The organism is Psychrobacter sp. Choline-02u-9, assembly GCF_002836505.1.
Taxonomy (GTDB): Bacteria; Pseudomonadota; Gammaproteobacteria; order Pseudomonadales; family Moraxellaceae; genus Psychrobacter.
Genome location: NZ_PJBF01000049.1, coordinates 1 through 13,741 on the forward strand (window position 1 = coordinate 1; position 13,741 = coordinate 13,741).

General features: G+C 44.1%; 13 protein-coding genes. 8 read left to right on the plus strand and 5 right to left on the minus strand.

Features of this window, described 5'->3' with window-relative positions; genetic code table 11:
- Positions 1-61 precede the first annotated feature (61 nt).
- Positions 62-580: a DUF302 domain-containing protein gene (locus tag CXF69_RS06860; RefSeq protein WP_102078349.1), complete on the minus strand. Its 519-nt coding sequence runs from the start codon at positions 578-580 to the stop codon at positions 62-64.
- Between the two features lie 111 nt (positions 581-691).
- Positions 692-1,612, minus strand: coding sequence for a LysR family transcriptional regulator (locus CXF69_RS06865; protein ID WP_102078348.1), 921 nt, complete (start codon positions 1,610-1,612; stop codon positions 692-694).
- A gap of 292 nt (positions 1,613-1,904) precedes the next feature.
- Here CXF69_RS06865 and CXF69_RS06870 point away from each other — a divergent pair, with 292 nt between their 5' ends.
- Positions 1,905-3,029: an S-(hydroxymethyl)glutathione dehydrogenase/class III alcohol dehydrogenase gene (locus tag CXF69_RS06870; protein WP_101205216.1), complete on the plus strand. Its 1,125-nt coding sequence runs from the start codon at positions 1,905-1,907 to the stop codon at positions 3,027-3,029.
- A gap of 128 nt (positions 3,030-3,157) precedes the next feature.
- Here the strand turns inward: CXF69_RS06870 and CXF69_RS06875 are convergent, their stop codons facing one another.
- Both CXF69_RS06875 and CXF69_RS06880 read right to left on the minus strand, forming a co-directional pair.
- Positions 3,158-3,853, minus strand: coding sequence for a haloacid dehalogenase type II (locus CXF69_RS06875; RefSeq protein WP_101205215.1), 696 nt, complete (start codon positions 3,851-3,853; stop codon positions 3,158-3,160).
- Between the two features lie 44 nt (positions 3,854-3,897).
- Positions 3,898-4,551: a DsbA family oxidoreductase gene (locus tag CXF69_RS06880; protein WP_101205214.1), complete on the minus strand. Its 654-nt coding sequence runs from the start codon at positions 4,549-4,551 to the stop codon at positions 3,898-3,900.
- 391 nt (positions 4,552-4,942) lie between these two features.
- On the opposite strand from CXF69_RS06880, the gene nfsB reads away from it, so the two are divergent.
- From nfsB to CXF69_RS06915, 7 genes are all read left to right on the plus strand, one after another.
- A complete protein-coding gene (gene nfsB, locus CXF69_RS06885) occupies positions 4,943-5,599 on the plus strand; it encodes an oxygen-insensitive NAD(P)H nitroreductase (protein ID WP_101205213.1) in 657 nt (218 codons plus the stop codon).
- Between the two features lie 334 nt (positions 5,600-5,933).
- Positions 5,934-6,605: a 2Fe-2S iron-sulfur cluster-binding protein gene (locus CXF69_RS06890; protein ID WP_101205212.1), complete on the plus strand. Its 672-nt coding sequence runs from the start codon at positions 5,934-5,936 to the stop codon at positions 6,603-6,605.
- Positions 6,602-7,594, plus strand: coding sequence for an FAD binding domain-containing protein (locus tag CXF69_RS06895; RefSeq protein ID WP_101205211.1), 993 nt, complete (start codon positions 6,602-6,604; stop codon positions 7,592-7,594). Before CXF69_RS06890 ends, CXF69_RS06895 begins: the two co-directional genes overlap by 4 nt.
- 2 nt (positions 7,595-7,596) lie before the next feature.
- On the plus strand, positions 7,597-10,035 hold the full coding sequence (locus CXF69_RS06900) for a xanthine dehydrogenase family protein molybdopterin-binding subunit (protein ID WP_101205210.1): 2,439 nt from the start codon (positions 7,597-7,599) through the stop codon (positions 10,033-10,035).
- A gap of 111 nt (positions 10,036-10,146) precedes the next feature.
- On the plus strand, positions 10,147-11,484 hold the full coding sequence (locus tag CXF69_RS06905) for an XdhC/CoxI family protein (protein WP_101205209.1): 1,338 nt from the start codon (positions 10,147-10,149) through the stop codon (positions 11,482-11,484).
- Positions 11,481-12,203 carry a nucleotidyltransferase family protein gene (locus tag CXF69_RS06910; RefSeq protein WP_101205208.1) on the plus strand — a complete coding sequence of 241 codons (723 nt, stop codon included), beginning with the start codon at positions 11,481-11,483 and terminating at the stop codon, positions 12,201-12,203. The genes CXF69_RS06905 and CXF69_RS06910 overlap by 4 nt, the downstream gene beginning before the upstream one ends.
- A 48-nt stretch (positions 12,204-12,251) precedes the next feature.
- Entirely contained in the window at positions 12,252-12,827 is a 576-nt protein-coding gene (locus tag CXF69_RS06915; protein WP_101205207.1) for a GNAT family N-acetyltransferase, read from the plus strand.
- Positions 12,828-12,855: 28 nt separating this feature from the next.
- On the opposite strand, the gene CXF69_RS06920 is transcribed toward CXF69_RS06915, so the two are convergent.
- Complete coding sequence (locus CXF69_RS06920) at positions 12,856-13,527, minus strand: class I SAM-dependent methyltransferase (protein WP_101205206.1); 672 nt, start codon at positions 13,525-13,527, stop codon at positions 12,856-12,858.
- Between the last annotated feature and the right edge of the window lie 214 nt (positions 13,528-13,741).

Genomic DNA, 13,741 nt, shown 5'->3' on the forward strand with positions numbered 1-13,741 from the left:
CTTCCGTAGTACACTCCACTTATTTACTCGAATGTATATTTATTCAACTATATCGAGCGCATTATTTTGCGGTGGCTGCAGTACTGATTACGTTAAGTGCTTTTGAGATATTAGCAATCTCAGTATCGCAACCTTTGATATTGTGGCGTGTCTTGAGGTAGTCAGGGTTGTTGTATGACAGCCATGCTTTTTTATCGGCATCTTCGCTAATCAAGATTTTTTGCGGCAAATCAATGGCAACAGTTTGCTCACAGTTCATTAATGGCGTACCCGCTTTAGGGTTGCCAAACATAATGACTTGCGTTGGTCTCAATGATAAGTCGGCACTCTGTGCATTTTTCTGATGGTCGACTCGTGCAAATACTTTCATATCCTTGCTTTCGATAACTGAGACCAGCTTGTCTGCGGTATCTTTGACGGAGTGATTGCTCTGTAAAGTTACCAAGCCTTTTTCAGCATTGATAGAGGTTGTTGTGTCTGTCATAGCACCAGCACTCTTGGTTTTATCTAGCAGCGTATCGATACTGGCACAAGAAGAAACGGCTACTGCTAGCGCAGCGATAGAGACGATTTTAATCATAATTACACCTTTAAGTTGTCTGTAGTATGGTCAGTCCTAACTATAATGAGCAACATCAAATATTCATTGTGCGTAATCAGGTTTGCTATTGCAATACGTCTTAACAGAACGTTAAACCAAATGTTCTGCCAAATAATCTACGAGCAGTCTAATCTTTGGTGATAAATGACGGTTATGCGGATAAATGGCCCAAATGCTTTCTTCGGGCTCTCTATAGTCATCAAGTAAACTGACCAACTCGCCAGACGCTAAGTACTTTTGCACATAATAATCAGGCAGCTGTACGATACCCAGCCCTTTTAGTGCAGCATCGACCAGACTATAGCCGCTGTTATATTGCACCGTACCAGAGACACGCAGGTTCCGCTCTATACTTGCTTGTTGGTTGTCCGTCTTACCATGAGTATGACTGTTCTCTTTTACTTTAGCAGTATCTATAAAGTGCCAGTAGTCACGAGTACCCAATAGGCAGTTATGTTGACTTAAATCACTTAGATGGTGTGGTACGCCGTGTTTTTTTAGATAAGAGGGCGCCGCGCAGACAAAGTTAGTACGCAGGCTAAGTTTCTTTGCCATCATCGTCGAGTCATGCAATTTGCCAATACGAATGGCCAAATCATAACCCCCTTCAATCAAATCAATTTTCTGATTGCTCAAAAAGGCAGTCACTTCGATATCGTGATACTGCATCATAAAATCATTGATGAGTGGTAATAACTGCTGCTCACCATAAGTCACGGGCGCTGTTAGTTTTATTCTGCCTTGAGGCTTTGATTGTAAGTTGCTTACGGCTTGCTCAGCGGCATCCAAGCCGTCGAGTACACTGCGGCAATGCTGATAGAATACACGGCCTTCTTCAGTCAGTGAGACCTTGCGCGTGGTTCGATATAGCAGCTTTATGTTTAAACGTTTCTCTAACGCGCTGATCTGGCGGCTGACTTGTGCAGTCGAGATACCCAACTCTTTTGCACCACGTGTAAAGCTCTCATATTCTGCGACATAGACAAACTCACTAATTCCTTCCCAGCGCATGATTATTACCAATATGTAAAAGATATTTGCAAATATAGCATATTGTTATCCGCTCAGAAATAAATATAATGGTTAGTATCAATGTAAACAGATGGTGTTTTACTGTCATCGATGCTTGCCTATAGAGGGCAGGCAAGATAAGCTCAGTCTATCTTTATTTGTTTTAACTATAGATATAGTAAACGCCAGAAGCCATAAAATGCGTTAGCAAGTGACTAGAATGGCTTGCACTTATCGTAAAACTGTTATGTCATTACCTATAAAAAACAATCAATTAAAAAGAGAGATTCTTATGTCAGATAAATTTATTAAATCAAAAGCCGCCATCGCGTGGGGTCCAAAGCAGCCGCTATCTATCGAAGAAGTGGACGTCATGCTGCCACGCAAAGGTGAAGTATTGGTAAAAATCATCGCCAGTGGCGTCTGCCACACTGATGCCTTTACCTTATCTGGTGAAGATCCAGAAGGCGTATTCCCAGCGATTTTGGGTCATGAAGGCGGCGGTATCGTTGAGCAAGTCGGCGAAGGCGTAACCAGCGTTCAGGTCGGTGATCATGTCATTCCGTTATACACGGCAGAGTGCGGCGTTTGTAAAATGTGCCGCTCAGGCAAAACCAATCTTTGCTCAGCAGTACGCGAGACGCAAGGTAAAGGCTTGATGCCAGATGGCACCACACGTTTCTATAAAGACGGTGAGCCTATTTACCATTATATGGGTTGCTCAACGTTTTCTGAGTACACGGTTTTACCAGAGATTTCTCTAGCCAAAGTCAATAAAGAGGCCCCACTAGAAGAAGTTTGTTTGCTTGGTTGCGGTGTCACCACAGGCATGGGTGCGGTCATGAATACGGCTAAAGTCGAAGAGGGCGCTACCGTTGCTATCTTTGGTCTAGGCGGCATTGGACTATCCGCAGTCATCGGTGCGGCGATGGCAAAAGCCAGCCGTATCATTGTCATCGATATCAATGAAAGCAAGTTTGAGTTAGCTAAAAAACTAGGCGCAACCGATTGCATCAACCCGAAAGATTACGACAAACCTATTCAGGAAGTTATCGTTGAGCTAACCGATGGCGGTGTTGATTATTCGTTTGAATGTATCGGTAATGTCGATGTCATGCGTTCTGCGCTAGAGTGCTGTCACAAAGGCTGGGGTGAGTCAGTCATCATCGGTGTCGCTGGTGCTGGTCAAGAAATCTCAACCCGTCCATTCCAGTTAGTGACAGGCCGCGTCTGGAAAGGCTCAGCATTTGGTGGTGTCAAAGGTCGTACAGAACTACCAGGTTATGTCGAGCGTTATCTGGCAGGCGAAATCCCATTGCAGGATTTCATCACGCATACGATGCCAATAGAAGATGTCAACGAAGCGTTTGACCTGATGCACAAAGGTGAAAGTATTCGTACAGTCGTCAATTTTTAATCGTCGCTACTGATGATGATATAAGAATCAAGTTTCTAACTTGACGACTACATAATAAAAAAGCTGCTTCGATATCGAAGCAGCTTTTTTGTATGTTATTTCTAAACACAGGCTACTAGCTCGGTATATCAGGTGTTCTGCTGGCTAATGATTTGGTCCGCTAGCGTCAATAAATCTGCTGCGGTCAAATCTGGTACTGGTACATTTGGTGCGCTCAACATCTCATTATAAGGACGCGTCAAAAAAGCACCTCGGCAGCCTGCCGCTTGAGCACCGATGGTATCCCAAAGGTGACAAGCAACTAGGCACAAGTCTGAGGTGTCAACAGCAAGCGTATCAGCTACCATCTGGTAGGTCTCAGGTGCTGGCTTGAACTTACTAACGCTCTCAACGCTGAAATGATGTTCAAAAAATTGGCTTAGCCCTGCTTTTTCTAACGGCGTAGGAGATGGGCTGCTTGCTGAGTTGGTGAGTGTGACCAGTCGGAACCCTGCCTCGCGTAAACGTGTAAGGGCGGGCGCTGCATCAGGATGAGCAGGTAGCGCGCTCATTCTTTCTTTGAAGTCATTGATATCGGCGTCTGTCAAAGTCACTTGTCTGATATCAGCAACCATTCGCAGAGCACCAACCCCGAGCTCGCCAAAAGGTGTATAGAGGCCGGACAACGTCATAGTTTGCGAGTACAGTACCAGCTGAGCGAACCATTCTCGCAGTACTCTTTGCTTGCCAAAGACACGGGTGAATAAAGGCGTTAGCGTATCGATGTCGAGCAATGTTTCATTGACGTCGAACACAATGATCGAGGGAAAGCGTTCAGAAGACATAAAGTATCCTTTTATAGAATGGCATTCTTATAACGTCAGGTGGTTTACTCAGTCATGTTGGCCAATTGCTCTAAAATACTGATGTAGTTTTCGACCCCTTGAGCACCGCTGACCAGATGACGCTCATTAAAGATAATCGCTGGTACACTTTGGATGCCTTGCTGTTGCCAATGCTGTTCTTCTGCTCGTACTTCTTTCGCAAAGAATTGACCTTCTAACACTGCCAATGACTCACTACGATCAAGCCCAGTCTCTGCTGCAATATCAGCAAGCACATTGATATCGGAGATATCTCTGTTATTGGTGAAATGCGCAGTAAATAAGGCTTGCTTTAGCTCATGCATGCGGCCTTGCTGATCAGCGAAATGTAGCAGCTGATGCAAGTTAAAGGTGTTGTGCATGCGTGTGTCATCATTGAAATTAAATTCAAAGCCAACTTCCTGTCCAGCTTCAGTCATTCTGACTCGACTAGCATCTGATTCTTGTTTAGTAGAACCGTACTTCTCGATAATGTGCTCACGTAGGTTTTGCCCTTCGCTTGGCATATTTGGGTTTAGCTCAAACGGATGCCAGTGGATAGTGTGAGCGGTATTGGTTTGCTCAAGTGCTGCTGCCAATTGACGATAGCCGATAACGCACCAAGGGCAAACGACGTCTGAGACGATATCTATTCGGAGTGGTTTTTCTGATGTGCTCATATTTCCTCGCGGGTATTATTATGTATGTTTTGTTTGGGATGTATAGATAGTGACATATCAGTTGGAATCAAGCAGATATACCTAGTTATCAGACAACTATAACTGGTTACCATATATCAAGTCAGTTCATACTAAGAGAATGACTAAGTGATTACAATGTAGTCTGCGCAGTCGGCGTCGCCAATTCGGTAGCGTAATTGTAATCATTATTAAGAAGACGATAGGCGTTTTTGCAATACGCTGACTCAGTCATAACAAAACCTACGAATACTTAACCAAGCAGGCATGGTCATAAAATAGCTTTTTATTTAAAGTGGCTTCGTTAAATGGCAATCGAAGAATAAAAATTCTAAGCAAGAATAAAAAACTAATATCAATAATGGAGTCACAGATGAAAAGTATCACTGAAGCAATGAACTGGCGCTATAGCACTAAAGAGTTTGATACCAATAAGAAAATCTCAGCAGAAGACTTCCAAAGTCTAAAGGATACTTTACGCCTCAGTCCTTCGAGCACCAATATTCAGCCTTGGCATTTTGTCATTGCTGATGATGAAGCTGGTAAAGCCCGAATCGCTAAAGGCACTGAGGGCATGTATGAGTTCAACGATGCCAAAGTAAAAGGTGCCTCGCACGTCATTGTATTCTGTAGCCGTGTCTATGCTGATGATGAGTTTTTGGATGACATCTTAGAAAAAGAAGATGCAGATGGTCGTTTTGCAGAGCCAAAATTTAAAGAACAAATGCACCAGACACGTAAAATGTTTTTGGACATTCGTCGTTATGAGCAAAAGGACGAGCCACATTGGTTGATAGAGCAATTGTATCTCAATATGGGCGCTCTACTACTAGGAGCGGCAACTTTAGGTATTGATGCGGTGCCGATGGAAGGGGCGGATTTGAAAACGCTCGATGAAGAGTTTGATTTACGTAGTAAAGGCTACACCGCTGTGGCAGTCGTATCACTTGGTTATCGTAGTAAAGATGACTTTAACGCTGAGCTGCCAAAATCACGTTTTGATGAAGAAACCATTATTACGAAAGTCTAGCCAGTTATTAGCTAAGCAAAGAACGTGTTTAATAGACATATCTACTAAATACTATACGTAAAAAGTCTATTTAAGAGCCTCATAAACTGACCGTTTATGAGGCTTTTTTTTAGGGATTTCCTTTGAAATAACGTTAAAAACTGAGGATAAAAAATATACCACCTATTAGCAGCGCTAACATTTCGATACTCTCGCAGATTAGAAACTACACTGGAATCCCTACAAAGTAAAAACAAAACAACTGTTTTCATACGTCATAATAAATTTATTGACGCTGTCATTTTGAAGCGTATTTCACCATTCCATTATATTCATCTGCCAGCGAGAAGCCAGCATGTCTACTTTGACCTTAACAATCAATAAGCAAGATTATCAGCTTGAAAATCTTGACGCCCGTACGACACTGCTCGACGTCTGTCGTCAGCACTTACAAATTACTGGACCCAAAAAAGGCTGCGACCACGGTCAATGCGGGGCATGTACCATGCTCATCAATGGACGACGGGTTAATTCTTGTCTGACGCTCGCCGTTATGCATGATGGTGATGACATCACAACAATTGAAGGCATCGGAATGCCAGAGTCATTATCGGCATTGCAGCAAGCGTTTAAAGACAATGACGCTTTTCAGTGTGGGTACTGTACGCCAGGTCAGATTTGTTCAGCGACCGCATTGATAGAAGAAGTGAAGCAAAATTGGCCAAGCCATGTTAGCACCGACTTAAAAAATCCTGATGGTCTCCTTGTACAAGAAATTGCTGAGCGCATGAGCGGTAATATCTGCCGTTGCTCAGCTTATCCAAATATTATCAAAGCCATTTCACAAGTGCTTGAAAGCCAGGTATCAGATAGTCAAACACAAGAGCCTAGTACTCAAAAAGCAGACAACACAGTGCAAAACTCAAGCGTGACAGGTATTTGGTCACCGCCACCGAGCGAGGCGCAACTTGGTAGGACCTCAGCGAATAACAAGACAGCAACTGCTACAACAGGAGGCCGCTCATGAAACGCTTTGAATATAGTCGTGCTGATGCACCAGAGCAAGCGGCAATATCTGCTAGTACCAAAGATGCGTCTTTTATCGCAGGTGGTACCAACTTATTAGACTTGATGAAATTGGAGATCGAAACCCCAATCAAACTGGTCGATATCACTCGTTTAGAATTAGAGCAAGTGGAAAAGACTGCCGATGGTGGTTTACGTATTGGTACGCTGGTCAGCAATAGTGATTTGGCTGCCCATCCTGACGTCATTGCAAATTATCCGGTATTGTCTCGTGCCATATTGGCAGGAGCGACTGGTCAGCTACGTAACAGAGCGACAACGGGCGGCAACTTTTTGCAGCGTACTCGTTGCTATTATTTTTATCAAACAGACAGCGCTTGTAATAAACGTGAACCGGGCACAGGATGTCCTGCTATCAACGGGGAGAACCGTACCCTAGCTGTCTTAGGTAGCAGTGATTCATGTATTGCTCAGCACCCATCCGATATGGCAGTGGCAATGCGCTTACTGGATGCCACTATCGAGACAGTCAAAGCGGACGGGTCTACTCGTACCATCAATGTGAAAGACTTTTATTGTTTACCAAAAGATACACCGCATATCGAAAATGTGCTAGAAGCAGGCGAGCTGATTACTCATGTTGTATTACCTGCCCCTATTAAGGGCATGCATACCTATGACAAAGTGCGTGATCGCGCTTCTTACGCCTTTGCACTGGTATCTTGTGCCGCAGTCATCGATGCTGACGACAATGGCAACCTAAAGACAGTACGATTGGCGTTCGGTGGCATCGGTACCAAGCCATGGCGTAATGAAGAGGTTGAGGCACTATTAACGGATACCGATGGCAATAGCGACGTTATCACGCAGGCCGCTGATCTATTATTGCATGATGCCAAAGGTAATGGTCAGAACGACTTTAAGATACCGTTGACGCGTCGCCTACTAAAACAAGTTATTCAGCGCGCATTAGCGGGCGAGGGAGCATAATCATGACACTATTAGAATCAATCACCCAGTCAGAACCAACCAAAAAACTGACCATGGATGAGCCTGTTGAAACGCTATTTAGCACAACGGCAAGCAAGCTAGTTGGTAAGCCAATCAACCGTGTTGATGGTTCCCTAAAGGTTAGCGGTCAAGCGAAATACAGTGCCGAAATACACTTGGACAATCAAGCCTATGGTGTATTGGTAGGCGCGACCATTGCTAAAGGTCAAGTTGAGAGTATCGATAGTGACTCTCTAAAAGGCATTCCTAATATTATTAAAGTCGTGACCGATCCTGAGCACTTTTTGCGTAACTCTCAACAAGGGACAAAAACTAAAGCACCCAAGCAAGGGGTTAGCGAGATTTTTTATCATGGTCAGCCTATTGCTGTCGTGGTTGCTGAGACTTTTGAGGCGGCAAGAGAAGGCGCTAAAGCGCTGAAAGTGACTTATAAGGATGAGACTGACCAAGCGGCATTAAACTTTACTCAAGAGCTCTCTAACGCACATGCGGTAGATGAAGAAAAAGGCTCTGATAAAAATAATGTCCAAGGCGATCCAGACCAAGGCTTAGCTGATGCGGCAGTGACCGTTGATCGCTTTTATCATACCCCAAGTCAAAGCAACTCTCCGATGGAGCCCCATACAACGTTGGCTCATTGGGAAGGCGATAAGCTCGTTCTGTATACTTCCAATCAGATGATCGCTTCTTGCAAACAGCAAGTCATGGATGCTCTGGACCTAAATAAAGATCAAGTACAACTGATCGCACACTATGTGGGTGGTGGGTTCGGTAGTAAGCTCGGTATTGCTCCTGAATCTATTGCAGCGGCGATTGCTGCGAAAGATCTGGGTCGTCCTGTGCTAATCACTATGACGCGTTCACAAGTGATGGAAGCAACGGTCAGACGCTCAAACACGCGTCAGCGTATCGCTATTGGTTGTAATAAAGAAGGTATTATCAACACATTTATTCATGATACTACGACCAGTAATTTGCCAGGAGAAGCTTTTTTTGAGCCGACGGCATTATCTACCCATTATCTATACCGTGGTGAAAACCGCCGTGTACATTATCAGATGGTAGATATGAATCAAGTATTATCAGGCTCGATGCGTGCGCCGGGTGAGGCGGTGGGTTTGATCGCGGTTGAATGTGCCATGGACGAGCTAGCCTCACAGCTGGACATTGATCCAATCGAGCTGCGCCGCCGTAATGAGCCTGAAGAGGACCCTACCGAAGAGGTTCCTTTCTCCACCCGTCAGCTAGTCGCTTGTATGGAGAAGGGCGCTGAACAGTTTGGTTGGGATAAGCATAATCCCAAGCCTGCCAGTCAATTAGAAGGTGACTGGTGGATAGGTACAGGCATGGCGGCGGCTGCCCGTGGTAACCAATTACAGTCTTCTGAAGCGCGCGCAACTTTGCAAATCGATAAGTCAAAAGCGCTCGGTGTCAAAGCGGTTATTGAGACAGATATGACAGATATTGGTACAGGGTCTTATACAGTGTTTTCTCAGGTAGCTGCAGATTTATTAGGACTACCTATTGACCATATCGAGATGAAGTTAGGCGATAGTGCCCTGCCGCCTGCATCTGGTTCTGGTGGTAGCTGGGGCGCAGCGAGTGCAGGTAGTGGTGTATACCTTGCTTGTGAGCAGCTGCGTGAGATGCTAGCAGAAAAAGTCGGTCTATACCCTGATACGATTCAGCTAGATAATGGTCAAATTAAGCAAGTAGGCAAGCATGATCTGACTACAATAGAGGCAGCCAAAGAGAACGGTCAAGCGTTTGCTGATAGCACTATTGATAAAATATCTGAAACGACCGGAGTCTCATTTTCAGAGAATGTATTAGAAGAACAGACAGCATCAGAAAAATATGATTTTGACAATACAGAATCATATGCGCTTGCTGACGTGATCGCAGGCTACGAGGAGCAAAAAGTCAGTGCCAAAGGACAGATAAAGCCAGGTAAAAATGGTAAAAAGTATCGTCAGTCTTCTTTTGGTGCAAACTTTGCTGAAGTAGCTGTGCATAAAGTTACTGGTGAGATTCGAGTAAAACGCATGACAGGCGCATTTGCCGCAGGTCGTATTCTTAACCATAAAACAGCGACTTCGCAATGCTATGGTGGCATGGTATTCGGTATTGGCTCAGCGTTGATGGAAGAGGTCATCCACGATAAAGGTGACGGTCGCCTATGTAACCATGATCTCGCTGAATATCATGTGCCAGTCAATGCTGATGTACCACAGTTAGATGTGATATTGGTCGAAGAGGATGATCCTTATACCAACCCGATGCATATCAAAGGTATTGGTGAGACGGCTATTGCCGGTGCTGCCGCTGCGATTGCTAATGCTGTATACAATGCCGTCGGCGTACGTGTTTATGATTTTCCGATTACGCTTGATAAATTGCTTTACGAGATGCCAGAGTAATTTTTTGAGCCATATGTACGACAGGAACCCGCTTAATGAGCGGGTTTTTATAACTCAATAAGCAGTATATTTCGTCATTATCAAGAAAATAACTACCAAATAAGAGGCGTTATGAATCAGGTCGCTGACATTCTTAAGCTGGCAATCAAAGCTAAGCAACAAGGTATTGATGCTGTATTGGCAACGGTCGTACGTACTGAAGGCTCAGCATATCGCCGTGCTGGCGCGATGATGCTCATCTGTGAGGATGGTCGCTCAGTTGGGATGATTAGTGGTGGTTGCTTGGAGCCGCATATTATCAAACGTGCCTTTTGGCTTACTCGTAACGGTGCCAATGTGCAAGTTTATCAGACGGGTGATGACATTCAATATGCTGACGATGGCCAAGCGCAAGCAGGTGTGAAGCGAACTAAGTCTGATATATATGATAGATCGGATAACGGTTTAGATGACGATTCAAATAGCGGTTTAGATGAAGCAGACTTTGATGAGCTAAATTTTGGATTGGGCTGTAATGGGCGAGTGCATGTATTATTTGAGCGACTAACGACAGCAACGCCATTGCTAGAGACCATCCGTAATGTTCGACGCACTCAGCAGCCGATTACTGTAGCGACTTTAATTCGTGTTAATGACTATCAGTATCAAGATTCTATATCGCAAAGCAGTGATAATCTGCGAATTGGGATGCGTATTAATTTAGATGAATACCGCAGTTTGGGCAGCGTTTCTGCACTAGGGAAAACAGCGTTTTCAAGCATACTTGCCAATACCGTAGAAGAATTAGCAGAATATAAGCTGTCTGATAAAAATGCCGAATATGTGACGGTGGAAAACGGCAAGGTAACAACAGAGTGGCTTGTGCAGCGCCTGCAACCACAATTACGTCTATTGATTTGCGGCGCAGGGAATGACGTGATGCCACTGGTGACCATGGCTAAACTACAAGATTGGCATGTGACAGTTATAGATAGTCGCGCGCAATATGCGACGCGTATGCGGTTTCCTCAAGCGGATGTTGTGATGTCGCTATCTTTAGATGACAGTGAGACTTTGCTTAAGCTCAGTAATAACGCAGCCGTCGCCCTGATGTCACACAGCTTGAGTCAAGATCGCGCGCGCCTAGCTGTACTGCTCGAGCATTCAAACAATTATAAATACTTAGGACAGTTAGGGCCGCGCTATCGAACCGAACGTTTAATTAATGAGATTAGCATAAACCTTAGCAATCCTACTATGTTAGAAGCTGGCATCCGCAAATTGCATTATCCGATTGGTTATAAGCTGGGCGGAGATGGCCCTGAGGCACTTGCGCTTGGTATCATGGCACAGATTAATGCGGTCATGCACAATCAAGAGGCTCCAGTAAGTGGTTCACACAACAATATTTCAAGTATCCCAGCGGTGAGTAGTGATACGGATGCCAATACTATCCAGAGTGGCATATGAGTAAGCGTGCATTTACAGAAGGTGCTGAACATACAGAAAGTACTGAACAGCAGAGCCAAAATCATGCGATCCTTATCTTAGCAAGTGGCCTCAGTCAGCGTCTCGGTCAACCTAAGCAGCTACTCGTTAAGAATGGCGAGCCATTAGTTACTTATATGACTCGATTGGCAATAACGACCAATCCGCAAGCCATTGTCATTGTCATTCCTGATAACCATCGTTTGATTGCTAGTACGATGACAGAGTTGGCCAATCAATATCCAACGGTTCAAATAGTGGTGAACTCACAAGCTGATACTGGTATGGCGCATAGTTTACGTTTGGGTATTGAGACAATTGTTGCTTTTGAATCGACTTCAATCGATCAAGTACTCATCATGGGAGTCGATCAAGTATTGTTAGATGAGCCACATTTAACGGCTTTGCTAGCGGGTGAGCAGCCAGTAGTAGCCAGTTGCTATCATAGTTGGCGACGTTTAGAAAAACATCAAAATCGAGATGAAAAGGTAGCTGATATTATAGGTCTACCTTTAGCCATTAACTATAAACTGCTGATACAGTGGCAGCCAGAGTTGACAGGAGATAAAGGGCTTCGTCACCTCATTAGAGGGTTGCCCGCTGATCAAATAGGTGAGGTCGATAATGACCAACTTAGCTACGATATTGATACGCCCGAGCAGCTAGCATTTGCCAAACAACAAGGCTGGCTTGATAGCTAACCTGATTAATTTAATTGATTTTTAACAGTATTCCTTCTGAACAATAAAATGCGAGAGAATAAAATTATAAATACGATAGAAACCGAACGACTGTATCTCAGACAGTGGCAAGCGAGCGACTTTGCGCCATTCGCTGAGATGAACGCTAACCCTAAAGTAATGGCATATTTTCCTAAGTTATTGACTACTTCCATGAGTAATACTATCGCCAAAAAATGCCAGTCGCTAATTGATGATAATGGGTGGGGTTTTTGGGCGGTGAGTCTAAAAGAGACAGATGCTTTTATCGGTATGGTTGGATTAAATAACGCGAATGCCGATATGCCGTTTTCTCCTGCTGTCGAGATTGCTTGGCGCTTAGATAATGACTATTGGGGATTAGGGTATGCGACTGAAGCTGCCCGAGCATCTCTGAATTTTGCCTTTGTTGAGTTAGGGATTGAGGAAGTAGTTTCATTTACAGCAGTCATTAATAAGCGCTCACAATTGGTTATGGAGCGCCTTGGTATGACCAATACACAAGAAAACTTCTATCACCCTATGATTAATCCTAATCATCGGCTCGCTGAGCATGTGCTGTACAAAATGACTCGGCAGCAGTGGCAAGATGCTGTGCTCACTTAGTTGCATTAACGGTTGTCTTTTACTCTGTTTAGCTACTATTATCACGCGAAAACGTCAGAATATGCCCTTTAAATGGTAAGTCTAGATAAGTCGTATTTTCAGGTTTGACATGCTTACTGCTAAAGCCAAACTCAGCCATCTTATTGGTTAGCTTGTTTTTACGACCGCGACCAGGATCGACCACGATGACCTCGCAAGTCGGCATAGCGTGGCGGTCAATAAACTCGGCTAATATATCAATGTGTTGGTCTTCATAGAGCAAGTCACTGCCGATAATCATATCAAACTTACCAAGGTGGCTATTGTCCTCTGCCCAATCTAAACGCTCAAAATTAATCTCTTTATTATTATTCAGCGTGGTATTTCTATCAAGGAAATACTCAACCGTTGGATGGTAGTCAGTCGCTGTGATGTCCGCATGTCTATGATTCAGTAGCAGACTAGAGAGAGCCATACCGCAGCCAACTTCCAAAATACGTTTACCTGTAATGTCATAATCGAGCATATGATTGGCCAGCACTAAGCTTGACGGCCATATCACCCCAAACATCGGCCAAGAAGCAGAGCAGATGCCCAGATTTAACGCTTCATCGTCAGGGTCACTAAATTGTTGATTGTCACGTAGTGTGCAAACATGAATGTCGGTATTGCCAATTTCAATTGTTTGATAACGCACGCGCACAGTGGTCAGCGAAGTCATAAACTGTCCTAAAAAATAAGCAAGAATGCAAGGTTTGGCAGGGGTTGCCGATTTCGGTAGGGTACGACGTTGGAAAAGATAATTAAAATATTGGAAGCTATATAGATGTTTGAACGGTTAGATATTTATGGCAACTTAAGTCGTGGCAAGAAAATACTTAAGTGTATGAGGAGAGTATGGCCTAAATTCTGACAAGTTATTGTTAATTTTGAGA